Raw genomic sequence first — 23,567 nt, 5'->3', positions numbered from 1 at the left:
CCCACGACCGGCAGCCTAGGTGCGGGCGCCGACACCGTCCGCACCGGCACGCAGGGCACCGTCGGATAGCCTCGTCGCGTGCCCGACACGCCGCCCCGAGACCGTCCCCCGGGCACCTTCAAGGTCGGCTCGATCGCGGGCAGCGACGTGCTGGTGACCTCGTCGTGGTTCCTCGTCGCCGGCCTGATCGCGGTGATCGTGGCGCCGGCCGCGGAGAGCGTCCAGCCCGGGATCGGGGTGTGGAAGTACGTCGCGGGGCTCGCCTTCGCGATCATCCTCTACCTGTCGATCCTCATCCACGAGGCGTCCCACGCGCTCGTCGCGCGCCGCTACGGCTTCCCGGTCAGCTCGATCACGCTGCACTTCCTCGGCGGCATGACCGCCATCGAGGGCGAGGCACGGCGCCCTCGGCAGGAGTTCTTCATCGCCGTGGTCGGCCCGCTCAGCTCGATCGCCGTCGGGCTGGTCGCGCTCGCCGTACGCGGCTTCATCCCGGAGGGTCTGCTCCTCATGGCCGTCGACGGGCTCGCGGGCGCCAACCTGCTCGTCGGCGTGCTCAACCTCGTGCCCGGTCTCCCGCTCGACGGCGGACGCGTCCTGAAGTCGCTCGTCTGGGGTGCCACCGGCAGCGTCCACCGCGGCACGATCGTCGCGGGATGGGTGGGCCGGGTCGCCGCCGTGGCGGCGATGGGCTGGCCCTTCGCGCAGCAGGCGCTCTTCGGCCAGGAGCCGGACGTGCTCGACTTCGTGCTGGCGTTCGTCGTCGCGGCGTTCCTCTGGTCGGGCGCCTCCGCGTCGCTGGCGGGCGCCCGGATCCGGGGCCGGATGGCCCACCTGGTCGCCCGCGACCTCGCCCGCCGTACCCTCGCCGTCCCTGACGACCTGCCGCTCGCCGAGGCGGTACGCCGCGCGCAGGACGCCTCCGCGGGCAGCATCGTGACGGTGACCGGCAGCGGGGTACCCGTCGGGATCGTGAGCGAGGCGGCTGTGGCGGCCACCCCGGAGGACCGCCGACCGTGGCTGGCCGTGTCCACCGTCGCTCGCACGCTCGACGACGGCCTCCGTCTCCCGGTCGCGATCGGCGGTGAGGACCTCGTGCGAGCGCTCAGCGCGACGCCCGCGGCCGAGTACCTGCTCCTCGAGCCCGACGGGAGCATCTACGGCGTGCTGGTCACCGCCGACGTCGATAGGGCGTTCCGGGAGTCCGCCGACTAGGGTGCGGGCCGTGTCCGATCCCGCCACCGACGCCAGCCCCGACGTACCCCCGGAGGCGTGGTCCGGTGTCCACCGTGGACCGCTGCGTGCGGGGGAGTGGATCCGTCTGGTCGACCAGAAGGGTCGCCGGCACAACTTCGAGCTCGTGCCCGGCAAGCGCTTCTTCTCCAACCGCGGGCACATCGAGCACGACGAGCTGATCGGCCGCGAGGAGGGCTTCACGGTCGTCTCCTCTGCGGGCGGCGAGTACCTCTGCTTCCGACCGCTGCTCTCGGAGTTCGTGGTGTCGATGCCGCGCGGTGCAGCGGTCGTCTACCCCAAGGACGCCGCCCAGATCGTGGCCCTGGCCGACATCTTCCCCGGCGCCCACGTGGTCGAGGCCGGAGTCGGGTCCGGAGCCCTCACCTGCTCGCTGCTGCGCGCGGTCGGCCCCTACGGCCGGGTCTCGTCGTACGAGCGCCGCGAGGAGTTCGCCGACGTCGCCCGCCGCAACGTCAACCAGTTCTTCGGCGCCCCCGAGGGCGAGACCCACCCGGCGTGGCGGCTCACGATCGGCGACCTCGCGGAGGAGCTTCCGGCGACGGGGGAGCGCGCGGACCGGGTCATCCTGGACATGCTCGCGCCCTGGGAGTGCCTCGACGCGACCGCGGACGCGCTCCGGCCCGGCGGCATCGTGTGCGCGTACGTCGCGACCACCACCCAGCTCTCCCGGTTCGTCGAGACCGTCCGGCTGCACGGCGGCTTCACCGAGCCGCAGGCGTGGGAGTCGCTGGTCCGCGACTGGCACGTCGAGGGCCTCGCCGTCCGGCCCGGTCACAAGATGATCGGCCACACCGCCTTCCTGGTCACCGCGCGGCGGATGGCACCGGGGGAGCGACCGCCGCTGAAGAAGCGCCGCCCCGCCCCCGGCGCCTACGGGCCCGACTACACCGGGCCCCGCCCTCCCGGCGTCCCGGTGGAGGAGCCGGGCGACTGACCGCTCGCCCGCGCCGCGCGGGGGATGGCTGTCTCACGGGCGGCCTCCGGATGGTGTTTGGTCACCAACCCGCTCGCATCGGCCGGCCCAGATGGGGTTGGTGACCAATCCGCATGGTCGTTCGCGTCCAAATCGTGACCAACACCGCGAAATGTGATCTTCCCTCCCGGCACGTCACGGGTAGGGTCGAGCGCACAGGAGGTGGCGCTGATGTCGACATCGGAAGGCGTTTCCAGTGCGGGGGGTCGCACCCCTGAGGAGCTCGCGAGCCAAGTGCGGCTGCTGGAGGCAGAGGTCTCGGACCTGCGCCTGCGGCTGGCCGACAGCCCGTCGCACTCGCGCGGACTCGAGCTGCGGCTCGCGGACGCGCAGCGGTCGTTGGCCGGGCTGACCTCGCAGAACGAGCGACTCGCCCAGACGCTGCGCGAGGCGCGCGACCAGATCATGAAGCTCAAGGAGGAGGTCGACCGGCTCGCCCAGCCGCCGGCCGGCTTCGGCACCTTCCTGACCCGCAACGAGGACGACTCGATCGACGTCTTCACCGGTGGCCGCAAGCTTCGCGTGAACGTCAGTCCGAGCGTCGACCTCGACTCCCTGCGCCGCGGCCAGGAGGTCATGCTCAACGAGGCCCTCAACGTCGTCGACGCCCTCGAGTTCGAGGAGGTCGGCGAGGTGGTGATGCTCAAGGAGATCCTCGCCGACGGCGAGCGGGCCCTGGTCATCGCCAACGCCGACGAGGAGCGGATCGTCCGGCTCGCCGAGCCGCTGCTCACCGAGACGATCCGAGCCGGCGACTCGCTGCTGCTCGACCCGCGCGCCGGCTACGTCTACGAGAAGGTCCCGAAGTCCGAGGTCGAGGAGCTGATCCTCGAAGAGGTCCCGGACATCGCCTACGAGTCGATCGGCGGCCTGGCCGGTCAGATCGAGCAGATCCAGGACGCGGTCGAGCTGCCCTACCTCTACCCGGAGCTCTTCAAGGAGCACCAGCTCAAGCCCCCGAAGGGCGTCCTGCTCTACGGCCCGCCCGGATGCGGCAAGACCCTCATCGCGAAGGCGGTCGCCAACTCCCTGGCCAAGAAGGTCGCGGCGAAGACGGGCCAGGAGGGCAAGTCCTACTTCCTCAACATCAAGGGCCCCGAGCTCCTGAACAAGTACGTCGGCGAGACCGAGCGCCACATCCGGCTCGTCTTCCAGCGGGCCCGGGAGAAGGCCAGCACCGGTACGCCGGTCATCGTGTTCTTCGACGAGATGGACTCGCTGTTCCGCACCCGCGGCTCGGGCGTCTCCTCGGACGTCGAGAACACCATCGTCCCGCAGCTGCTCAGCGAGATCGACGGCGTCGAGCTGCTCGAGAACGTGCTGGTGATCGGTGCCTCGAACCGTGAGGACATGATCGACCCCGCCATCCTGCGTCCCGGCCGCCTCGACGTGAAGATCAAGATCGAGCGCCCGGACGCCGAGTCGGCGCGGGACATCTTCAGCAAGTACCTCCTGCCGACCTTGCCGCTGCACGCCGACGATCTCTCCGAGTTCGCCGGTAATCGCGACGCGTGCGTCGCGGCGATGATCCGGGCGACGGTCGAGCGGATGTACACCGAGACCGAGGAGAACCGCTTCCTGGAGGTCACCTACGCCAACGGTGACAAGGAGGTCCTCTACTTCAAGGACTTCAACTCGGGCGCGATGATCCAGAACATCGTCGACCGGGCCAAGAAGATGGCGATCAAGGACTTCCTCGACCACGACCAGCACGGCCTGCGGGTCTCCCACCTGCTCCAGGCGTGCGTGGACGAGTTCAAGGAGAACGAGGACCTGCCCAACACCACCAACCCCGACGACTGGGCGCGGATCTCGGGCAAGAAGGGCGAGCGGATCGTCTTCATCCGCACGCTCATCACCGGCAAGCAGGGCACCGAGCCCGGTCGGTCCATCGACACCGTCTCCAACACCGGCCAGTACCTCTAGCACCGCACCGACGAGCCAGTTCGGTCGCCCAGCAGGAGCGTCGTACGGCGAGAGCGCCCGCCGGTCGCCTCGCCGTACGACTTCCGGCGACCGCGGAGTGCGGCTCAGCCGGTGGGTTCGGTCACGTCCGCGACGGACGCATCCAGCGCCGCCAGCAGCGTCGCGGCGTCCACGGTGAGCGCCACGCCGGGGGCGCCTGCGCCGATGCTCACCGTCCCGGTCACCGAGGCGTCCGCGACCACGGGCAGGGGCGACTCGCTCCCGAGCGGGGTGATGGTGCCGCGGACGTACCCGGTCACCGCGTACGCCGCCTCCGCGTCCGGCATCGAGACCCGGTTGACGCCGAGCAGCGCGCGCAGCTTGGGCCAGGCGATCTCCCGGTCGCCCGGCACCAGCACGAAGCGGAAGTCGCCCTCGCTGACCCGGACCACCATGGTCTTCACGATCTGGTGGGCGTCCAGACCGCGCGCCGCAGCGGCCTCCTGCAGCGACCGCACCGGGCCGTGGCGGGTGACGGTCACCTCGAGCCCGAGGCCGCGGGCCGCCTCGATCGCCCGGGCGGAGTTGTCGGTCACGCTCCGAACCTAGCGGGATTGGTCACCAACCCGGTCCCGGAGCGGTCCGCGGACCGGGTTGGTGACCAATCCCCCTCACCTTGCTCGCGTAGGCTCAGGGACATGAGCGTGCGCCGGGTCATGGGGACCGAGGTGGAGTACGGCATCGCCGTGCAGGGGCAGCCGCTTGCCAACCCGATGGTGGCGTCGTCCCAGGTGGTCAACGCCTACGCCTCGGCGACGCTGAAGGCGCGGCGGGCGCGGTGGGACTTCGAGGAGGAGTCGCCGCTGCGCGACGCCCGCGGCTTCGACATGTCCCGGCAGGTCGCGGACCCCAGCCAGCTCACCGACGAGGACATGGGCCTGGCCAACGTGATCCTCACCAACGGCGCCCGGCTCTACGTCGACCACGCCCACCCGGAGTACTCCACGCCGGAGGTCACCACGCCCCTCGACGTGGTCCGCTGGGAGAAGGCCGGCGAGCTGGTCATGCTCGACGCCTCCCGTCGCGCCGGCCAGCTGCCCAACGGCGCGCCGATCGTCCTGTACAAGAACAACACCGACAACAAGGGCGCGTCGTACGGCGCCCACGAGAACTACCTGATGCGCCGCTCGACCCCGTTCGGCGACATCGTGCGGCACCTGACGCCGTTCTTCGTCAGCCGCCAGGTCTTCTGCGGCGCCGGCCGGATGGGGATCGGGCAGGACGGCCGCACCCACGCCTACCAGATCAGCCAGCGTGCCGACTTCTTCGAGGTCGAGGTCGGGCTCGAGACCACGCTCAAGCGGCCGATCATCAACACCCGCGACGAGCCGCACGCCGACCCCGAGAAGTACCGCCGGCTGCACGTCATCATCGGCGACGCCAACCTCTCGGAGGTCGCGTCGTACCTCAAGGTCGGCACCACCTCCCTGGTGCTCGCCATGATCGAGGACCGTTTCCTGACCACGGACCTCACCGTGGAGGGTCCGGTCGCCGGGCTCCGGGCGATCTCCCACGACCCGACGCTGCGCCAGACGGTCACCCTCACGGACGGACGCGAGCTCACCGGCATCCAGCTGCAGCTGGAGTACCTCGACCTGGCCCGCAAGTACGTCGAGGACCGCTACGGCGCGGACGCCGACCCCCAGACCGTCGACGTGCTCGAGCGCTGGGAGTCGGTCCTGGACCGGCTCGAGCGTGACCCGATGCTGTGCGCCCGCGAGCTGGACTGGGTCGCGAAGCTGAAGCTGATCGAGCAGTACCGACAGCGCGACGGCCTGGCATGGGACGACGCCAAGCTGCAGCTCATCGACTACCAATACTCCGACATCCGCCCCGAGAAGGGCCTCTACCACCGGCTGGCGGCCGGCGGGCGGATGGACCGGCTCCTCGACGACGCTGCGATCGAGACCGCGATGCACGAGCCGCCGGAGGACACCCGCGCCTACTTCCGCGGCCGCTGCCTCGAGCAGTACGCCGCCCACGTGGCCGCCGCGTCATGGGACTCGGTGATCTTCGACCTCCCCGGCCGCGAGTCGCTGCAGCGGGTCCCGACGATCGACCCGCTCCGGGGCAGCAAGGCGCACGTGGGCGAGCTGCTCGACCGCAGTGAGACGGCCGAGGAGTTGTTCACCGCTCTCACCCGCTGAGTGGATAGGGTCGAGGTATGGCACAGGAGCAGAAGCAGCCGCGGAAGGCCTCCGAGGTCGACGAGTCGGTCGAGACCGCGCCGGAGTCCGACGTCGCCGAGCGCAAGGAGGCGCTCGACAGCGACATCGACGACATCCTCGACGAGATCGACGACGTGCTCGAGACCAACGCCGAGGACTTCGTGAAGTCGTTCATCCAGAAGGGCGGGGAGTAGGCCTTGGGCGACCCGCGACTCCCGGCCGCGTTCCTGCAGCCGGGCACCTCGTCGTTCAGCGACTTCCTCGCCGAGCAGGCGCCGGACCTGCTGCCCGGGCGCCGCGCCGTACCCCAGGGCCACTCCGGCTCCCACGCAGGAGACCTGGCGCCGCACGGCACCACGATCGTGGCCGCGACCTTCCCCGGCGGCGTCGTGATGGCCGGCGACCGGCGCGCCACGATGGGCAACATCATCGCCCAGCGCGACATCGAGAAGGTCTTCCCGGCCGACGAGTTCTCCGCCGTCGGCATCGCCGGCACCGCAGGCATCGCCGTCGAGATGGTGCGGCTCTTCCAGACCGAGCTCGAGCACTACGAGAAGATCGAGGGCACGACCCTCTCGATGGACGGCAAGGCCAACCGCCTCGCGGCGCTGATCCGCGGCAACCTCGGCATGGCGATGCAAGGACTGGCCGTCGTCCCCCTCTTCGCCGGCTACGACCTCGCCGCGGACCAGGGTCGGATCTTCAGCTACGACGTCACCGGCGGCCGCTACGAGGAGACCGCATTCCACTCGGTCGGCTCCGGCTCGTTGTTCGCCCGCGGCTCGCTCAAGAAGCTCTACCGCGACGACCTCGACGAGACCGGGTGCGTCACCGCGGTCGTCCAGGCCCTGTACGACGCCGCCGACGACGACTCCGCGACCGGAGGCCCCGACCTGACCCGACGGATCTTCCCGATCGTGCAGGTCATCACCGCCGACGGCGGCCGACGGCTGCCCGACGCCGCCGTCGCGGCGATCGCCGACGAGGTGATCTCGGGCCGCATGTCCCGGCCCGACGGCCCGGCCGCCCCGCTGACCGGAGGTGACGCGCGATGAGCATGCCGTTCTACGTCTCGCCCGAGCAGCTGATGAAGGACCGGGCGGACTTCGCGCGCAAGGGCATCGCCCGCGGCCGGTCGGTCGTGGCGGTGCAGTACGCCGACGGCATCCTGTTCGTCTCGGAGAACCCCTCGCAGGCGCTGCACAAGGTCTCCGAGATCTATGACCGGATCGCGTTCGCTGCGGTCGGCCGCTACAACGAGTTCGAGAACCTCCGCATCGCCGGCGTACGCCTGGCCGACATGCGCGGCTACGCCTACGACCGTCGCGACGTCACCGGCCGTGGGCTGGCCAACGCCTACGCCCAGACGCTCGGGACCATCTTCTCCAGCGGCGGCGAGAAGCCGTACGAGGTGGAGATCTTCGTGGCCGAGATCGGCGACACCGCGGCCGACGACCAGCTCTACCGGCTCACCTACGACGGGCAGGTCAACGACGAGCACGGGTTCGCCGTCATGGGCGGGGCCGCGGACGTGGTCGGGGCGTACCTCAAGGAGCGGCACACCGACAGCGCTCCGCTCGCCGACGCCCTCGCCGTCACCGTTGCCGCGCTGGGCCACACCGACAGCGAGGACCGGGTGATCCCGGTCGACGACCTCGAGGTCGCGGTCCTCGACCGGACGCGTACCCAGCCTCGGAAGTTCTCCCGCATCCGCCCCGCGCGGCTCGAGCAGCTCCTCGGCGACCGCGGCGCGGCTGTGTCCGCGCCGCAGGAGCCCCCTGTGCTGCCCGCCTCGGACGGTGGCGGCTCCGACGAACCACCGATCGCTCCCTAGGCCCGCCGATTGCCGGTGGTTTGGTCACCAACCCCCGCAGGGGGAGTTCCCGAGGCCGGGTTGGTGACCAAACCCCAACGTCCGGGACGAGCCACTTTCCGTCCCGGATCCGGTCGGACCGGCACTTCTCCACAGCCCACGGGATCGCCGGGTGCTCAGCGGCCCGGGACGACGCAGGCTGTCCGGCATGAGTGACCTCGATTCCGACCTGCCCTTCCGCGGTGAGATCCACCTCCACCGCCACCGTCGCGTCAACCACGGCCTCGGCGTCACCCGCAGGCCCGGCCTGAGCCGACGTCAGGAGCACATGCGCGACCTGCGCGCCTACCTCCTGGTGGTTCCACCCAGTGCTCGATTCACCCACCTGACGGGAGCTGCCCTGCTCGGCTGGCAGCTCCCCAAGCTCCCGGAGCAGATTCCCGTTTTCGTCGCCGTGGACCGCAACGATCGCCGGCCACGTCGACCGGGGCTGCTGTGCTCGAGGATCAACCCCTCGGCGGAGCGACATCGGCGTCGACGACACGGCCTGCCCATCGACGACCCGCTGGAGATCCTCCTCCGCGCGGCACGCGATCTGAGCCTGCTCGACATGGTGGTGCTCGTCGACTCGGCTCGGCGCAAGGGCGACGTCGACCCGGCCCGGATGGAGGCGCTCCTCGATTCCCGACGGCCCGGCGTGGTGATGCTGCGCGAGGCCTGGCGGCGATCGAGTGGCCAGTCCGAGTCCGCGGGCGAGTCCCTGCTCCAGCAGTTCCACCACGTCCTGGAGATCCCGTTCGAGCCGCAGAGTGAGATCTGCGACCGTGAGGGCAGGGTCGTCGCGCGAGCGGACCTCCTCATCACGGGCACCCGGTTCCTGCACGAGTACGACGGCGCCTACCACCGCAGCGGGCCCCAGCACCGCAACGACCTGCGTCGCGAGCGCGACCTCGCCTCTACGTCGTACGTCCGCAAGGGCTACGTGCTCGACGACCTCCTCAACCATCCGGCAGCCGTCATGCAGGAGATGGACCAGGCCCTGGGACGTGTCCCCGACCTGAGGCGCTTGAGACGGTGGAAGCGGCTCGTCGACAACTCGCTCTACTCCGAGGCGGGGCGCGAACGCGTGCTCAACCGATGGCGCAGGAGCGGAGCGATCGTCGACTGGTCCGGGTCCGCGTGAGGGGTGGTGACCAAACCGAAACGCCCCGTTCCCCGGACTTCGTGGGCGTTCTGGCGTCGTGCGCCTAGTCTGGGTGCGTGGACCGCCGCATCTTCGGGATCGAGAACGAGTACGGCGTCACCTGCACGTTCAAGGGGCAGCGTCGGCTGAGCCCGGACGAGGTCGCCCGCTACCTGTTCCGCAAGGTCGTCAGCTGGGGACGCAGCAGCAACGTGTTCTTGCGCAACGGCGCCCGCCTCTACCTCGACGTCGGCAGCCACCCGGAGTACGCGACCCCCGAGTGCGACGACGTCACCGAGCTCGTCACCCACGACAAGGCAGGGGAGCGGGTGCTCGAGGGGCTGCTCCAGGACGCCGAGCAGCGGCTCCACGACGAGGGCATCGCCGGCGAGATCTACCTGTTCAAGAACAACACCGACTCCGCCGGCAACTCCTACGGGTGCCACGAGAACTACCTGGTCAGCCGGGCGGGGGAGTTCTCCCGGCTGGCCGACGTGCTGATCCCGTTCCTGGTGACCCGCCAGATCGTCGTCGGGGCCGGGAAGATCACCCAGACCCCGCGCGGCGCGTCGTACAGCGTCTCCCAGCGGGCCGAGCACATCTGGGAGGGCGTGAGCAGCGCGACCACGCGCAGCCGCCCGATCATCAACACCCGCGACGAGCCGCACGCCGACGCGGAGAAGTACCGCCGGCTCCACGTGATCGTCGGCGACTCGAACATGAGCGAGACCACCACGATGCTCAAGGTGGCCAGCTGCGACCTGGTGCTGCGGATGATCGAGGAGGGCGTGGTGATGCGCGACCTCACGATGGAGAACCCGATCCGGGCGATCCGGGAGATCTCCCACGACGTGACCGGGCGCCGGAAGATCCGGCTCGCGAACGGCCGCGAGGCCAGCGCGCTCGACATCCAGCAGGAGTACCTCACCAAGGCCCGCGACTTCGTCGACCGACGCGGGATCAGTACGCCGGTGATCGAGCAGACCCTGGACCTCTGGGAGCGCGGGCTCAAGGCGATCGAGTCCGACGACCTGGGACTGGTCGACCGCGAGATCGACTGGGTCATCAAGTGGAAGCTCATCGAGCGCTACCGCGCCAAGCACGGCCTCCCGCTCGGTCACCCCCGAATCGCCCAGCTCGACCTTGCCTACCACGACATCCACCGTGGCCGCGGCCTCTACTACCTGCTCGAGAAGCGCGGAGCGGTCGCCCGGGTGACCAGCGACCTGCGCATCTTCGAGGCCAAGTCGGTCCCGCCCCAGACGACCCGGGCCCGGCTCCGCGGCGAGTTCATCCGCAAGGCCCAGGAGCGCCGCCGCGACTTCACCGTCGACTGGGTCCACCTCAAGCTCAACGACCAGGCGCAGCGGACCGTCCTGTGCAAGGACCCCTTCCGGGCCCACGACGAGCGGGTGCAGCGGCTCATCGACGGCATGTAGGTCGCCGGGTCGGTGGCCCCGAGGCGCGGGGGTTTGGTCACCAACCCTGTGTTCGCGGGCCGGATTCCACAGGTTGGTGACCAAACCTGTTCCGCACCAGCCCGCCAGGCAGCGGCCGATCAGCCGACGCTCAGGTTCCACCGTTAGTGTGTGCGGCGCTGGAACCGCAGCACGTCCCGCACCCGAACGAAGGTTGAGCTCCGTGTCACGACGTCTCCGACGCCTCCCGATCGCCCTGCTTCCGCTCGTCCTCGCCTCCACGCTCGTGGCCTGCGGGTCCGACGACGGCTCGTCCTCCGACGGATCGAGCTCGGCCGACGCGCTCCACGGCATCACCATCAGCGGTGACACCGGCAAGGAGCCCGAGGTCAAGTGGGACGGCGACCTCGACACCGACAAGACCGAGACCACGGTCATCGACGCCGGCGACGGCGACGAGATCAAGGACGGCGACCAGATCCAGGCCTACCTGTGGATCGGCAACGGTTCGACGCAGAAGAAGGCCTACAGCGACTACGACAACGGCCAGCCGGAGACCGTCACGGCCAGCGACGACCTGAGCGCCGTCTTCAAGGACGCCGTGCTCGGCCAGACCATCGGATCCCGCGTCGCGGTCACGACGACGGCCGCGGACGCCTTCGGCGACTCCGGCAACACCAGCCTCGGCATCGGCAACAAGGACACCGTGCTGATCATCGTGGACCTGATGGAGCAGTACCAGCCGCCGACGCCCAAGGAGGTCCCCCAGGCGCAGATGCCGAAGATCATCGAGAAGGGTGACACGGTCACCGGCCTCGACTTCAGCGGCGTCGACAAGCCGAAGGCGGACGGCGACCTGCTGCGCAGCGTCGTCAAGGAGGGCAACGGCGCCAAGGTCACCACCGACTCGACCGTGAAGGTCAACTATCTCGGCTCCGTGTACGGCGCCAAGAAGCCCTTCGACGAGAGCTACTCGCAGAAGCCGATCTCCTTCGGTCTCTCGAGCGTGGTGAAGGGCTGGACCTACGGCCTCGACGGCCTCAAGGTCGGCAGCCGGGTGCTGCTGCAGATCCCGCCGGACCTCGGCTACGGGTCGCAGGAGCAGTCCGGCATCCCGGCCAACAGCACCCTCTACTTCGTGGTGGACATCATCTCGGCGAAGTAGGCACCGAGTAGGCCCGGCAGCACGACGTACGACCCCCGAGACGGCAGGATGGGGGGCATGACGGTCCGGAAGAGCGAACGCCTGCTCAACCTGCTGATCATGCTCCTCGTCCAGCGTCACTACGTCGCCAAGGACCGCATCCGGGAGATCCTCTACCCCGCGATGAGCGACGACGCCTTCGAGAAGATGTTCGAGCGGGACAAGGAGGAGCTGCGCAGCCTCGGCGTCCCGATCGAGGTCGGCAGCATGGACGCCTACTTCGACGACGAGCCCGGCTACCGGGTCCGTCCCGACCGGCTGGCGCTCCCCGACATCTCGCTGACCTCCGACGAGGCGGCGGTGATCGGCCTGGCGACCCGGGTGTGGCAGCACGCCCGGCTCGCCGACGCCACCAGCGAGGCCGTTCGCAAGCTCAGCGCGCTCGGCGTACCCATCGACGAGACCGCCCTCGACATCGCGGAGCCACGGCTGTCGGCCGACGAGCCGTCGTTCGACGTGTTCTGGGAGGCCATCCAGGAGCGGGTCCCCGTCGCGTTCGACTACCGCCGCTCCGGTGCCACTCGCACCTCGACCCGGCACCTGCAGCCGTGGGGCGTCGTGCGCTACTCCGGACGCTGGTACGTCGTCGGGCACGACGTCGACCGCGGCGAGGAGCGGGTCTTCCGGCTCTCGCGGATCCAGGGCGAGGCGCGCCGCGACGGGAAGCCGGGCTCCTACGAGATCCCGGCCGGCACCGACGTCCGCGCCACGGCCCTGCGGCTGGCCCGTCCCCCGGCGACGGGGGAGGCGGTCCTGCTCGTCCGCTCCGGCGCGGGGTTGGCGCTCCGGCGCGACGCGACGGCGGTGGACACCGACGTGGCCGGTCCGGACACCGCGACGGGCTGGGACCGGGTCCGCGTGCAGCGCGCCGAGGACGAGGTCGCCGACGAGGTGCTCGCCCACGGTGACGCCGTGTACGTCGAGTCTCCGACCACCGTGCGCGACGAGGTCGTCCGCCGGCTCCGCGCGACCGTCGGGGCCGCCTCGTGAGCACCACATCCGGACCGGGCGCCAAGGACCAGGTCGCCCGCCTGCTCACCCTGGTTCCGTTCCTGCACTCCCATGGCAGCGCGCGGCTCGAGGACGCCGCCCGCACCCTCGGCATCCCCCCCGAGCAGGTCCTCGCCGACCTGAAGGTGCTGCTGATGTGCGGCCTGCCTGGCGGCTACCCGGACGACCTCATCGACGTCGACCTCGACGCTCTCGAGGGTCCGGACGGGCTGGCCTCGGACGGCGTCATCCGGGTCACGAACGCCGACTACCTCGCCCGGCCGCTGCGCCTGACTCCGACCGAGGCGACGGCGATCATCGTGGCGCTGCGCGCGCTCCGTGAGAGCGCCGGCGCCGAGACCCGGGAGATCGTCGACCGGGCCCTCGCGAAGCTCGAGGCGGCGGCGGCCGGCGGTCCGCCGGTGCCGCACGTCGACCCCGGTGCGCCGCCCGGCGGCGTCGACCTCCTCCGCCTCGAGAGCGACCTGCGCCGGGCCGCCGACGAACGCCGCCAGGTCCGGTTGACCTACTACGTCCCCTCCCGCGACGAGCAGTCCGAGCGGGTCGTGGACCCGCGGGGCATCGTCTCGGCCCACGGCTTCACCTACCTCGACGCCTGGTGCCACAGCGCCGAGGCGCCGCGCCTCTTCCGGCTCGACCGGATCGCGGATGCGACCGTCCTGGACAGCGCGATCGCGACCGAGCCGGCGGCGCCCAGGGAGGTGGGGGAGACCGGCCTCTTCCCGCGCTCGCCGGAGTCGACGGTGGTCACCCTCGAGCTCGACCCCGCGGCGCGCTGGGTGGTCGAGTACTACCCGGTCGACGCCGTCCGGTCCCGTCGCGGCGGCCGGCTCGAGGTCGATCTGGTGGTCGCCAACGAGCGCTGGCTGCAGCGGCTGCTGTTGCGCTTGTCACCCCACGTCCGGGTCGTCGCGCCCGGGGAGTACGCCGACGCGCTCAGCGAGACGGCACGCCGTACGTTGAGTCTGTACACGTGAGTGCCGATCGATCTGGTCGCGGCGTACGATGAAATCACCCCGAAAACTCTGACTTGAGGATCGACATGCTCCCCCTTGCCATTGGTGGCCTCGGTACGACTGAGCTGCTGCTCATCCTGGCCGTCGTCGTGCTCCTGTTCGGCGCGTCCAAGCTCCCGGACCTGGCTCGGGGCAGCGGTCGCGCGCTGCGGATCTTCAAGGCCGAGACCAAGGGCCTGATGGACGATGACGACGACGTGAAGCCCACGGCGTCCGACCCCACCAAGACCCAGGCGCAGCTCGAGCTGGAGGCCAAGCAGGCCGACCTGGCCGCCCGCCAGGCCGAGCTCGACGCCGAGCGCGAGCGCCTGCAGCGCGGCGACAGCGCCTGACCGTCCGACGGTGGCCTTCGCCGGATTCTTCGACCTCTTCTCCAGCCGTCCACAGCACCCGGTCGGTGCCGATGGGCGGATGGCGCTCTCCGACCACTTCCGGGAGCTGCGCGCGCGCCTGATGCGCTCGGTGCTGCTGCTCATCGTCGTCTTCTCGGTCGCGCTCTTCTTCTACGACCAGCTCGCCGACCTGATCCGCGTCCCCTACGACGACGCGGTGCAGCGGCTGAACGGCTCGGTCCAGTCCGAGATCGTCGTCAGCGACGTCACCGGTCCGCTGATGCTGCAGCTGAAGCTCTGCGGGATCGTGGCGATCATCATCTGCAGCCCCTACTGGCTCTACCAGATCTGGGCGTTCATCCTGCCCGGGCTGCACCCGCAGGAGAAGAAGTGGACCCGCATCTTCGTCGGATTCGCGGGGCCGTTGTTCTTCGCCGGGGTCGCCCTGGCCTACTACGTGATGCCCAAGGCGCTCGAGGTGCTGATCGGCTTCACGCCCGCTGACGCGACGAACCTGGTCGACTTCGAGAAGTTCTTCTCGTTCCTGACGCGCATGTTCCTGGTCTTCGGCATCGCGTTCGAGATCCCGCTCTTCGTCATCATGCTCAACCTCGCGGGGGTGGTCTCCGGGAAGGCGCTGGGCAAGTACCGGCCGTGGATCATCATCGGCGTGTTCGTCTTCGCGGCCGTGGCGACCCCGTCGACGGATCCGTTCTCGATGCTCGTGCTCGCGATCCCCATGCTGGTCCTCTTCCTCATCGCCGAGGTGATCGCCCGGCTCATCGACCGTCGGCGAGGGCGCGGGTCGGCGTCCACCGACAACTGGGGCGACGACGAGGTCTCGCCCCTGTGACGGCTGAGTCGTCGTACGCCGCGGTCGATCCGTTCGAGCTGCCCGAGTGGCTGGGGGAGCGGGACGTCACGTGGGCGGCCGAGTCGGGCCTGCGCAGCGGGCCGGGTGTCACCGGACTGCTCAGTGCCGAGGGCGACGCCTCGCTCGGCTGCGACCTGCTCGCCGTGGACGCGGCCTACCCGGTCCCGGTCGCGCCCGAGGGCGTCCGACTGCGCGCCCACCAGGCGTGGCACCACGGGGAGGTGCACCTGGTGGACCACGGCGGCCGGCTCACCCTGGTCGTCCCGGGCACCGGCTTCACCGCCGACCTGGTCCTCGACGCCGTCAGCCGGCTGGCCCGCGCCGTCGGCGCCTCGGCCGAGCACTACTCCGTGCGTCTCCGGATCGGCGGCAGCGGCCGCTGACGGGCCCTGATCGGTGGGGGATTGGTCACCAACCCCATCCGGCGGCCCCGAAAACACCGGGTTGGTGACCAATCCCCGGCCCATCGGGCCGCGGCTGGCTATGGTCCTCCCGTGACCGGGACCACCCGCGAGATCGCGCTGCTGACCAACCCCACGTCGGGGAAGGGCAAGGGCGCGCGGGCGCGGGACGCGGCGACGGCCCGGCTGCGGGACGCGGGGGTGCAGGTCCGCAACCTGGAGGGCCGCGACGCCGACGAGGCGCTGGATCTCGCCCGGCAGGTCGTCGCGGAGGGCGTCGAGACGCTGGTGATCGCCGGCGGCGACGGGATGGTCCACCTCGGGGTGCAGGCCGTGGCGGACACCGACACCCGCCTCGGGATCATCCCGGCCGGCACCGGCAACGACGTCGCCCGCTACTTCGACCTGCCGCGCAAGGACCCCGTGGCGGCCGCCGAGCGGCTGCTGTCCGGTCGCACCCGCACCATCGACCTGGCCCGGAGCGGGACGAAGTACTACGTCACCGTGCTCGCCGCCGGCTTCGACGCCATCGTCAACGAGCGCGCCAACAGGATGACCTGGCCCCGGGGCCAGATGCGCTACAACATCGCCACCCTCGCCGAGCTGCGGGTCTTCGAGCCGATCCCCTACACCCTCGACCTCGACGGCGAGTCGCGCAGGCTCGAGGCGATGCTGGTCGCGGTCGGCAACGGGCCGTCGTTCGGCGGCGGCCTGCGGATCACCGAGGGCGCCGTCCTCGACGACGGGATGCTCGACGTCGTCATCATCAAGCCGATGAGCAAGCCCGGGCTGATCCGCACCTATCCCAAGCTCTTCAAGGGCACCCACACCACCCATCCGCAGTACGAGCACCACCGGGTCCGCTCGGTGACGGTCGCGGCGCCGCGGATCGTCTCCTACGCCGACGGCGAGCGCTTCGGCGCGCTCCCGCTGACCGTCGAGTGCGTCCCGGGCGCGTTGACGGTGCTGCACTGACGTCCGGCGTACGGCGGCCACCTAGGCTGGCCCCATGAGCACCGCGGACGAGCAAGAGCTGTCTCCGGCCGAGCGGTACGCCGCCTACCGCTCCCACCGCGACACGCCGGTCCTCAAGGACTTCCGCGCCCTCTACGACTTCCCGCTCGACGACTTCCAGGTCCGCGCGTGCGGCGAGATCGAGGCGGGCCGCGGCGTCCTCGTGGCCGCGCCGACCGGGTCGGGCAAGACGATCGTCGGGGAGTTCGCGGTCCACCTCGCGCTCGCGACGGGTCGCAAGGCGTTCTACACGACCCCGATCAAGGCGCTGTCCAACCAGAAGTACAACGACCTCGTCGACCGCTACGGCCCCGACGAGGTCGGCCTGCTCACCGGCGACAACGTCGTCAACGGCGAGGCGCCGATCGTCGTGATGACCACCGAGGTCCTCCGCAACATGCTGTACGCCGGGTCCCGCACCCTGCTGGGCCTCGGCTTCGTGATCATGGACGAGGTGCACTACCTCGCCGACCGCTCCCGCGGCGCGGTCTGGGAGGAGGTCATCATCCACCTCCCCGAGTCGGTCTCGGTGATCTCGCTGTCCGCGACCGTCTCCAACGCCGAGGAGTTCGGCGAGTGGCTGGCCACCGTCCGCGGTGACACCACCACGATCGTCGAGGAGCGCCGCCCGGTCCCGCTCTACCAGCACGTCATGGTGGGCCGCCGGCTCCTCGACCTGTTCGCCTCCTCCGACGTCGACGCCGCCTCCGGCTTCGCCAAGGAGGGCGCCCCGGTCAACGACGAGCTGATCAAGGTCGCCCGCGACGACTGGGCGAGCTCCCGCATGCGCGACCGGCGGTCCCCGCGGGACCGCAACCGGCGGGCGACGAGCAAGCACGCCGTCGGCAACGGCCGGCGGGTCTGGATCCCGAGCCGGCCCGACGTCATCGACCGGCTCGACCGCGAGGGGCTGCTGCCCGCGATCGTCTTCATCTTCAGCCGGGTCGGCTGCGACGCCGCGGTCACCCAGTGCCTCAACGCCGGGGTGCGGCTCACCAGCCCCGAGGAGCGGGACGAGATCTATGCGTTCGTCGAGGAGAGCTGTCGCCACCTGCCCTCCGACGACCTGCACGTCCTCGGCTACCACGACTTCCTCGACGGCCTCACCCGCGGCGTCGCCGCCCACCACGCCGGCATGCTGCCGACCTTCAAGGAGTGCGTCGAGGAGCTCTTCCGTCGCGGGCTCTGCAAGGTCGTCTTCGCCACCGAGACCCTCGCGCTGGGCATCAACATGCCGGCCCGCACCGTGGTGATCGAGAAGCTCGACAAGTGGAACGGCGAGACCCACGCCGCCATCACGCCGGGGGAGTACACCCAGCTCACCGGCCGCGCGGGCCGCCGCGGACTCGACGTCGAGGGCCACGGCGTCGTCCTCTGGCAGCCGGGCATGAACCCGCGCGAGGTCGCCGGCCTCGCCTCCACCCGCACCTACCCGCTCCGCTCGTCCTTCCGGCCGTCGTACAACATGGCCGCCAACCTGGTGCACCAGTTCGGCCGCGAGCGGTCCCGCGAGCTGCTGGAGCAGTCGTTCGCTCAGTTCCAGGCCGACAAGGCGGTCGTCGGGCTCGCCCGGCAGCTCCGCAAGGCCGAGGACGCCCTCGACGGCTACCGGGAGGCCGCCCACTGCCACCTGGGCGACTTCATGGAGTACGCCGACCTGCGCCGCCGGATCGGCGAGGCCGAGAAGGGCGCCAGCAGAGCCCGCAAGGCCGACCGGCGCGAGGAGGCGGCCGAGTCGCTCCGCGCGCTCAAGCCGGGCGACGTCATCGAGGTGCCGACCGGCAAGTTCGCGGGGTACGCCGTCGTCGTCGACCCGGGCTGGTCGGCCGAGGGTCCGCGGCCCTACGTCGTGACCGCCGACCGGCAGGCGCGACGGCTGGCGATGATCGACTTCCCGACACCCGTGGTCTCCCTGGCGCGGCTGAAGATCCCGAAGAACTTCAATGGCCGCAACCCGCAGATGCGACGCGACCTGGCCTCGGCACTGCGCTCCCGCACCCACGACCTCGCGCCGCCCCCGCCGGGCAAGGCCGCCCCGCGCCGTACCGACGGTCCGCGCACCCACGTCGACGAGGAGATCGCCCGGCTCCGCGCCGAGCTCAAGGCGCACCCCTGCCACGGCTGCCCCGACCGGGAGGACCACGCCCGCTGGGCCGAGCGCTACTTCAAGCTCGACCGCGACACCCAGACGCTCAAGCGCCGGGTCGAGCAGCGCACCAACACCGTCGCGCGGCTCTTCGACCGGGTCTGCGACGTGCTCACGGCGCTCGGCTACCTCGAGGGCGACACCATCACCGACGAGGGCCGCCGGCTGATGCGGCTCTACTCCGAGATGGACCTGCTCGCCGCCGAGTCGATCCGGCACCGCCTCTGGGACGACCTGTCGCCCTCCGAGCTCGCCGCCGTGCTGTCCGTGCTGGTCTTCGAGGCCCGGCGCCCGGACGACGCGAGCTCGCCGCGGCTGCCCGGCGGCGCGGTCCGCGACGTCGTCGGCGAGATGGTGAAGCTGTGGGGGAGCCTGGATGCGCTCGAGCGCGACCACAAGCTCGACTTCCTGCGCCAGCCCGACCTCGGATTCGCCTGGGTCGCCTACCGCTGGTCCGAGGGCGACGACCTCGACGACGTGCTCATGGTCAGCGACCTCGCCGCCGGCGACTTCGTCCGGTGGATGAAGCAGCTCATCGATCTCGCCGGCCAGGTCGCGGACGCCGCCGGCGACACGCCGCTGCGGCGGACGGCGCGTGAGGTCGTCGGCCGGCTGCGTCGCGGCGTCGTGGCCTACTCGTCGCTGGCCGAGGAGGGCTGAGCGGCGCGACGGACCGCCTCGGCGACCGGCACCTCGCCACCGACCAGGTCCCACTGCTGCCCGATGCTCTCCGGTGCGTCGAGGACGGCGGCCAGGACGGCTGCGACGTCGGCGCGGGTGACGTCGCCGCGGGCGACGTCCGGCCCGAGCGCCACCCTCCCCGTGGCCGGGTCGTCGGTGAGGCGGCCGGGACGGAGGATCGTCCAGTCGAGGTCGCTGGCCCGCAGGGCCGCGTCAGCGTCCCGCTTGGCCTCGACGTACGCCCGCCAGACGTCCCCGGTGTCGGCGGGGAGCGGGTCGTCGACCCCGATCGCCGAGACCTGCACGAAGCGGCGGACCCCGGCGATGCGGGCACCCTCGATCGACTTGAGCGATCCCTCGAGGTCGACGGTGCGCTTGCGCTCGATGTTGCCGTCGGGGCCGCCACCGGCGGCGAACACGACGGCCGCGCATCCCTCGAACGCCGCCGCGAACGCCGCGGGGTCCGACCGCTCGATGTCGAGCAGCCGTACCTCGGCGCCCCGGGCCCCGAGCTCCGCGCGGTAGTCCTCCGTGCGGACGAGCGCCGCGACGTCGTGGTCGGACCGGCGCAGGTCGTGGATGAGCTGGCGGGCCACCTGGCCGTGGCCCCCGACGATGGCGATACGGGTCATGACCGCCACCGTACGGGGACCACGAAGCGCAGGCTCCTGGCTACGGCGTCACCCCCACCGGTGTGTTGACGATGGTGGTGCCGCTGACGCCGTCGGCGGTCATCTCGGAGTGGAGCCGGCCGGACCCGACCCGGATCCCGCGCACCGTGAGCTGGTAGCTCAGGCTGTCGCCCGGGACCGGGTCGGTGGACGTGACCACCTGATCCTCGGCCGGCAGGAACGACGACACGTCACCCTCGCCGGCCGCGTTCTCCGCACCGACCAGGTAGGGCTGACCGCTCGGGTCGGCCTGCGGGGCGGAGTAGGTGTAGGAGATGTCCTGCGTCCCGTTGACGCCGATCCACGTCTGGAAGGTGCGCGTGTCGGTCGTGCCGAACACGTTGACCCGCCACTCGATCACGAGCCAGGTGTCGACGCCGTCGGTCAGCGTGCCCGCGAGCACGCCTGCTGCCCCGGTGCCGTCGAGGTCGGTCCAGAAGGGCGCCAGCATGTTGTTCGGCGGTGCCGACGAGGGTCCGGGCGGGAGGTCGCAGCAGTTGTCGTCGGCCGACGTACCGCCGCCGACCACGATGTAGCCGTTGGAGTTGACCCCGACCTGGCTGTAGCTCTGGCCGTTGTAGACGAACGCCGGGACGTTGAAGTTGAGGAACTGCTCGTCCCCGATCGGCGTCGGCGCGATCCCGAAGAGGTCGAGCGGGAGGTAGCCCGCCACCGACGGACCCGGGTCGACCGACGGTACGCCGAGCGTGGCACCGGTCAACGATGCCGACGCGGTCGCCCGGCCGTTGCTGACCGCGGCGCCCGAGGCACCGGTGATCCGCAGCCGGTCGTTGGTCGTGCTCGCCACGCTGACCTGCTGGTCGTTGAACGAGTTGTTGGTCGCCGTGACCGTGCAGGTCGTCGAGGCGTTCCGCTTGATCGAGGACGCCGCGCAGCTCTGGGTGAGGCTCACGTCGCCCTGCTTCGGCACGAAGGCCACGGGGATGTGTGCCGTGCCGGAGCCGGTCTGGAAGCGGATCTGCGCGAACTGCTGGGTCCCGACCGGAGCGCTCGACTCGATCGTGATCTGGAACGAGGCGCTCTGCCCCGGTGCGACGTACCGCGAGGACGGCTGGAACCGGATCGTGGTGTTGGCCGGCACCGTGGCCCGCGGAACCACCCGCAGCGGCCTGGAGGTGACGTTCGTGACCGTGCGGGTCGTGGTCACCCGACCGGGCATCGTCGGCGCGTTGATCGACGGGATGTTGAGGTCGATCGCGTGCAACGGGTCACCGGTGAGCGCCGCGAAGTCCGCCGCCGTGTCCGAGATCGTCAACGGCGCCTTCATCGCCGCCGCGACGGCGATCCGTCCGGCACCCATGTCGAACGGGTCGGCCGGGGTCGACTCGTCCTCCTTGACCACGGCGGTCGTCGCCTGGGTCATCATCGCGGACTTGATCTGGCCGGGCGTCCACGACGGGTGCAGCGCCTTGAGCAGGATCGCGACGCCGGCGATGTGCGGTGAGGACATGGAGGTGCCGGCGATCGCCTGGTAGTACTGCCCGGCGGGTCCACCGGTGATCTCGTCCGGGGTCGGCGTCATCGCGCCGAGGATCTGGACGCCCGGCGCGGTGATGTCCGGCTTGACGAAGAGACCGGCGGGTCCCCGGGATGAGAAGGCCGCCATGACGTCGCCCTGCCCGTTGCGGGCCGCACCCGCGGTGAATGAGCCGGTCACGCCGGTGTGGCTCCCCATGAAGGCCTGGAGGTCGGTGCCGTCGGGGATGTGGATGGCCGGCAGCCAGTGGTTGTCGGTCTCGACGTCGGCGAGGGTCGGGTTGACCAGGATCATGCCGGCCGCGCCGCCCTGGAGGACGTTGTAGCCCTTCTCCACGCGGGCGTTGACGCCGCGGGTGCAGATCACGATCTTGCCGGTGAAGGTGCCGGGAGCGGCCGGGGTCTGGCACAGCTGGTTGCTGTACGGCGGGTCGCCGGCCTCGACAACGGGGAGCGGACCGGCGCCGGCGGTGATCGTCGCACCGTCGGTCGTGAAGGTCTCGCCGTTGTCGGCGGTCAGGGTGAGCGTCGAGGCGAACTCACGGCGCTGCGTGGAGGCCGCCACCGTGGTGACCCAGGGGCTCAGGTGGTTGGCGGTCCCGGCGGTCGGCCCGTCGTTGCCGGCCGAGGCGGCGACGAAGACGCCGGCGGCGTACGCGTCGAGGAAGGCCAGCTCCGTCGGGTCGGTCATGGGGTCGGTGCCACCGCTGATCGAGAAGTTGATGACGTCGACGCCGTCGAGGATCGCCTGCTCGGTCGCGGCCGTCGTGTCGGAGGTGTAGCAGCCGGCAGCGCCGCCGCAGACGCGGTACTCCGCGATCTGGGCGCCGGGCGCCATGCCGAGGATCCGCGCGATCTGCGGGCCGAGGGTCTGCACGTTGTTCACGACGTTGCCGGCCGAGGTGGACGCGGTGTGCGAGCCGTGGCCCTCGGCGTCCCGGGCGGTGTCGGGGTACGAGTAGCTGCCGGTGCCGTTCTGCGCGTCGTAGGTGGCCAGGAAGGAGCGGCCGCCGACGAGCTTGTTGTTGCAGACGAACGGGTCGTTGGCCGGGGTGAGGGGGTTGTCCCCGAAGTTGCAGGGGATCGCCGGGCCCGTGTACGCCGGGAGGTTGCCCTGGTCGGCGAAGGAGGGGTGCTCGGGCCACACGCCGGTGTCGAGGTTGCCGAGCAGGATGCCGGCGCCGGCGTTGCGGGTGGTGTGGAGCGCGGCGTAGGCGGCCGGGGTGCCGATGAAGGTGCCGCTCGAGTCCGTCAGGGGCTGCTTGACGGCATCACGCTGGACGGCGACGACGCCCGGCACCCGCAGGATTTGGCGGATCTGGTTGCCGTTGACGACCGCGGACACGCCGCCGTAGACGACGCGGTAGCTGTTGGTGATCTGGGCGGACGGCGCCGCCGCCTCGACGTCGGCGGAGATCGATCGCTCCTGCGTCTTCACGTAGGACAGGTAGCTCGCGTTCGCGACGCGCTTGGTCGTCAGCTGCTTGCCGGTGGTGCTGGGGCTGGTGGCGGGGTAGCCGCGGACCGTGCCGCGGTAGCTCGCGACGCTGTCGTAGTCGTACTTGATCATCACCGGGATCCGCTTGGCGCTGCTGAGGGTGCGCAGCCCCGGCGAGGTCTCGGCGAGGGCGCTGGTCGGCGACTTGTCGCCGTCGACGGAGGTGGTGAGGATCGGTTGGGAGGAGCCGAGCGAGAGCTTCGCCGGGTCCGGCTTGGAGCCGGCGGCGCTGGCCGGGCCGGCGGGGGAGGCGGCGGCCGCGGTGGCGACCGCCAGGGCTACCGCTGAGATGGCGGCGACCGTTCGTGCGGAGGTGCGAGGGTGTCGTAGGTCCATGACGGCGTCCTTCGTGCGACGGGGCTGAGAGAGCCGTCCCCGAGAGAGATGAGGCCTCGTCCGATCGAGGTCGCCACGGGGGCCTTCGCAACGTAGGACCGCCGTCGGA

Annotated in this window: 20 protein-coding genes; 17 read left to right on the top strand and 3 right to left on the bottom strand. The window is 70.9% G+C overall.

The genetic code is table 11. The features are described from left to right. Nucleotides 1-78: 78 nt before the first annotated feature. The 3 genes from K8U61_RS17035 to arc all read left to right on the top strand — a co-directional run bounded on the left by K8U61_RS17035 (nucleotide 79) and on the right by arc (nucleotide 4,156). A complete protein-coding gene (locus tag K8U61_RS17035) occupies nucleotides 79-1,215 on the top strand; it encodes a site-2 protease family protein (RefSeq protein WP_224124240.1) in 1,137 nt (378 codons plus the stop codon). Between the two features lie 10 nt (nucleotides 1,216-1,225). After that, nucleotides 1,226-2,191, top strand: coding sequence for a tRNA (adenine-N1)-methyltransferase (locus tag K8U61_RS17030; RefSeq protein WP_308043192.1), 966 nt, complete (start codon nucleotides 1,226-1,228; stop codon nucleotides 2,189-2,191). A 210-nt stretch (nucleotides 2,192-2,401) separates the two neighbouring features. After that, nucleotides 2,402-4,156, top strand: a complete 1,755-nt coding sequence (arc, locus tag K8U61_RS17025; protein WP_224124239.1) for a proteasome ATPase — start codon at nucleotides 2,402-2,404, stop codon at nucleotides 4,154-4,156. A gap of 104 nt (nucleotides 4,157-4,260) precedes the next feature. On the opposite strand, the gene K8U61_RS17020 is transcribed toward arc, so the two are convergent. Next, complete coding sequence (locus tag K8U61_RS17020; RefSeq protein ID WP_224124238.1) at nucleotides 4,261-4,731, bottom strand: aminoacyl-tRNA deacylase; 471 nt, start codon at nucleotides 4,729-4,731, stop codon at nucleotides 4,261-4,263. Nucleotides 4,732-4,833: 102 nt separating this feature from the next. On the opposite strand from K8U61_RS17020, the gene dop reads away from it, so the two are divergent. The 14 genes from dop (at nucleotide 4,834) to K8U61_RS16950 (ending at nucleotide 19,435) form a co-directional block, all read left to right on the top strand. Further along, nucleotides 4,834-6,342, top strand: a complete 1,509-nt coding sequence (dop, locus tag K8U61_RS17015; protein ID WP_263427330.1) for a depupylase/deamidase Dop — start codon at nucleotides 4,834-4,836, stop codon at nucleotides 6,340-6,342. A gap of 17 nt (nucleotides 6,343-6,359) precedes the next feature. Beyond that, a complete protein-coding gene (locus K8U61_RS17010) occupies nucleotides 6,360-6,557 on the top strand; it encodes a ubiquitin-like protein Pup (RefSeq protein ID WP_224124237.1) in 198 nt (65 codons plus the stop codon). A gap of 3 nt (nucleotides 6,558-6,560) precedes the next feature. Continuing rightward, nucleotides 6,561-7,418, top strand: coding sequence for a proteasome subunit beta (gene prcB / locus K8U61_RS17005; protein ID WP_224124236.1), 858 nt, complete (start codon nucleotides 6,561-6,563; stop codon nucleotides 7,416-7,418). After that, nucleotides 7,415-8,197, top strand: a complete 783-nt coding sequence (gene prcA, locus K8U61_RS17000) for a proteasome subunit alpha (RefSeq protein WP_224124235.1) — start codon at nucleotides 7,415-7,417, stop codon at nucleotides 8,195-8,197. Before prcB ends, prcA begins: the two co-directional genes overlap by 4 nt. A 187-nt stretch (nucleotides 8,198-8,384) precedes the next feature. Next, nucleotides 8,385-9,359: a putative endonuclease domain-containing protein gene (locus K8U61_RS16995; RefSeq protein WP_224124234.1), complete on the top strand. Its 975-nt coding sequence runs from the start codon at nucleotides 8,385-8,387 to the stop codon at nucleotides 9,357-9,359. A gap of 77 nt (nucleotides 9,360-9,436) precedes the next feature. Continuing rightward, a complete protein-coding gene (pafA, locus tag K8U61_RS16990; protein WP_224124233.1) occupies nucleotides 9,437-10,798 on the top strand; it encodes a Pup--protein ligase in 1,362 nt (453 codons plus the stop codon). 202 nt (nucleotides 10,799-11,000) lie between these two features. Continuing rightward, nucleotides 11,001-11,942 (top strand): FKBP-type peptidyl-prolyl cis-trans isomerase, encoded by a 942-nt coding sequence (locus K8U61_RS25545; protein WP_224124232.1) that lies wholly within the window; start codon nucleotides 11,001-11,003, stop codon nucleotides 11,940-11,942. Nucleotides 11,943-11,999: 57 nt separating this feature from the next. Further along, nucleotides 12,000-12,971 carry a helix-turn-helix transcriptional regulator gene (locus tag K8U61_RS16980; RefSeq protein WP_224124231.1) on the top strand — a complete coding sequence of 324 codons (972 nt, stop codon included), beginning with the start codon at nucleotides 12,000-12,002 and terminating at the stop codon, nucleotides 12,969-12,971. After that, a complete protein-coding gene (locus tag K8U61_RS25540; protein ID WP_224124230.1) occupies nucleotides 12,968-13,969 on the top strand; it encodes a helix-turn-helix transcriptional regulator in 1,002 nt (333 codons plus the stop codon). The genes K8U61_RS16980 and K8U61_RS25540 overlap by 4 nt, the downstream gene beginning before the upstream one ends. Before the next feature lie 65 nt (nucleotides 13,970-14,034). Then, complete coding sequence (gene tatA / locus K8U61_RS16970) at nucleotides 14,035-14,340, top strand: Sec-independent protein translocase subunit TatA (protein WP_224124229.1); 306 nt, start codon at nucleotides 14,035-14,037, stop codon at nucleotides 14,338-14,340. 10 nt (nucleotides 14,341-14,350) lie between these two features. Beyond that, nucleotides 14,351-15,193, top strand: coding sequence for a twin-arginine translocase subunit TatC (gene tatC, locus K8U61_RS16965; RefSeq protein WP_224124228.1), 843 nt, complete (start codon nucleotides 14,351-14,353; stop codon nucleotides 15,191-15,193). Next, entirely contained in the window at nucleotides 15,190-15,597 is a 408-nt protein-coding gene (locus tag K8U61_RS16960) for a hypothetical protein (protein ID WP_224124227.1), read from the top strand. Before tatC ends, K8U61_RS16960 begins: the two co-directional genes overlap by 4 nt. Nucleotides 15,598-15,708: 111 nt before the next feature. After that, nucleotides 15,709-16,590: a diacylglycerol kinase gene (locus K8U61_RS16955; protein ID WP_224124226.1), complete on the top strand. Its 882-nt coding sequence runs from the start codon at nucleotides 15,709-15,711 to the stop codon at nucleotides 16,588-16,590. Nucleotides 16,591-16,624: 34 nt separating this feature from the next. After that, complete coding sequence (locus K8U61_RS16950) at nucleotides 16,625-19,435, top strand: DEAD/DEAH box helicase (RefSeq protein WP_224124225.1); 2,811 nt, start codon at nucleotides 16,625-16,627, stop codon at nucleotides 19,433-19,435. Here K8U61_RS16950 and K8U61_RS16945 read toward each other — a convergent pair. Together K8U61_RS16945 and K8U61_RS16940 are read right to left on the bottom strand one after the other, a co-directional pair. Further along, complete coding sequence (locus K8U61_RS16945) at nucleotides 19,408-20,088, bottom strand: SDR family oxidoreductase (protein WP_224124224.1); 681 nt, start codon at nucleotides 20,086-20,088, stop codon at nucleotides 19,408-19,410. The two genes, K8U61_RS16950 and K8U61_RS16945, sit on opposite strands and share 28 nt — an antisense overlap. A gap of 40 nt (nucleotides 20,089-20,128) precedes the next feature. Continuing rightward, nucleotides 20,129-23,458 carry a S8 family serine peptidase gene (locus K8U61_RS16940; protein ID WP_224124223.1) on the bottom strand — a complete coding sequence of 1,110 codons (3,330 nt, stop codon included), beginning with the start codon at nucleotides 23,456-23,458 and terminating at the stop codon, nucleotides 20,129-20,131. Nucleotides 23,459-23,567 lie beyond the last annotated feature (109 nt).

The organism is Nocardioides mangrovi (assembly GCF_020073815.1).
In the GTDB taxonomy this organism is placed as follows: domain Bacteria; phylum Actinomycetota; class Actinomycetes; order Propionibacteriales; family Nocardioidaceae; genus Nocardioides; species Nocardioides mangrovi.
Note: the sequence above shows the minus strand (reverse complement) of the source record. Positions and strands in the feature narration are given on the sequence as shown.

Coding starts and splice junctions, on each gene's coding strand:
- K8U61_RS16980 (WP_224124231.1), top strand. CDS start 12,000: ATGACGGTCCGGAAGAGCGAACGCCTGCTCAACCTGCTGATCATGCTC.
- tatA (WP_224124229.1), top strand. CDS start 14,035: ATGCTCCCCCTTGCCATTGGTGGCCTCGGTACGACTGAGCTGCTGCTC.
- K8U61_RS16940 (WP_224124223.1), bottom strand. CDS start 23,458: ATGGACCTACGACACCCTCGCACCTCCGCACGAACGGTCGCCGCCATC.
- K8U61_RS16950 (WP_224124225.1), top strand. CDS start 16,625: ATGAGCACCGCGGACGAGCAAGAGCTGTCTCCGGCCGAGCGGTACGCC.
- K8U61_RS16945 (WP_224124224.1), bottom strand. CDS start 20,088: ATGACCCGTATCGCCATCGTCGGGGGCCACGGCCAGGTGGCCCGCCAG.
- K8U61_RS16995 (WP_224124234.1), top strand. CDS start 8,385: ATGAGTGACCTCGATTCCGACCTGCCCTTCCGCGGTGAGATCCACCTC.
- arc (WP_224124239.1), top strand. CDS start 2,402: ATGTCGACATCGGAAGGCGTTTCCAGTGCGGGGGGTCGCACCCCTGAG.
- prcA (WP_224124235.1), top strand. CDS start 7,415: ATGAGCATGCCGTTCTACGTCTCGCCCGAGCAGCTGATGAAGGACCGG.
- K8U61_RS17010 (WP_224124237.1), top strand. CDS start 6,360: ATGGCACAGGAGCAGAAGCAGCCGCGGAAGGCCTCCGAGGTCGACGAG.
- dop (WP_263427330.1), top strand. CDS start 4,834: ATGAGCGTGCGCCGGGTCATGGGGACCGAGGTGGAGTACGGCATCGCC.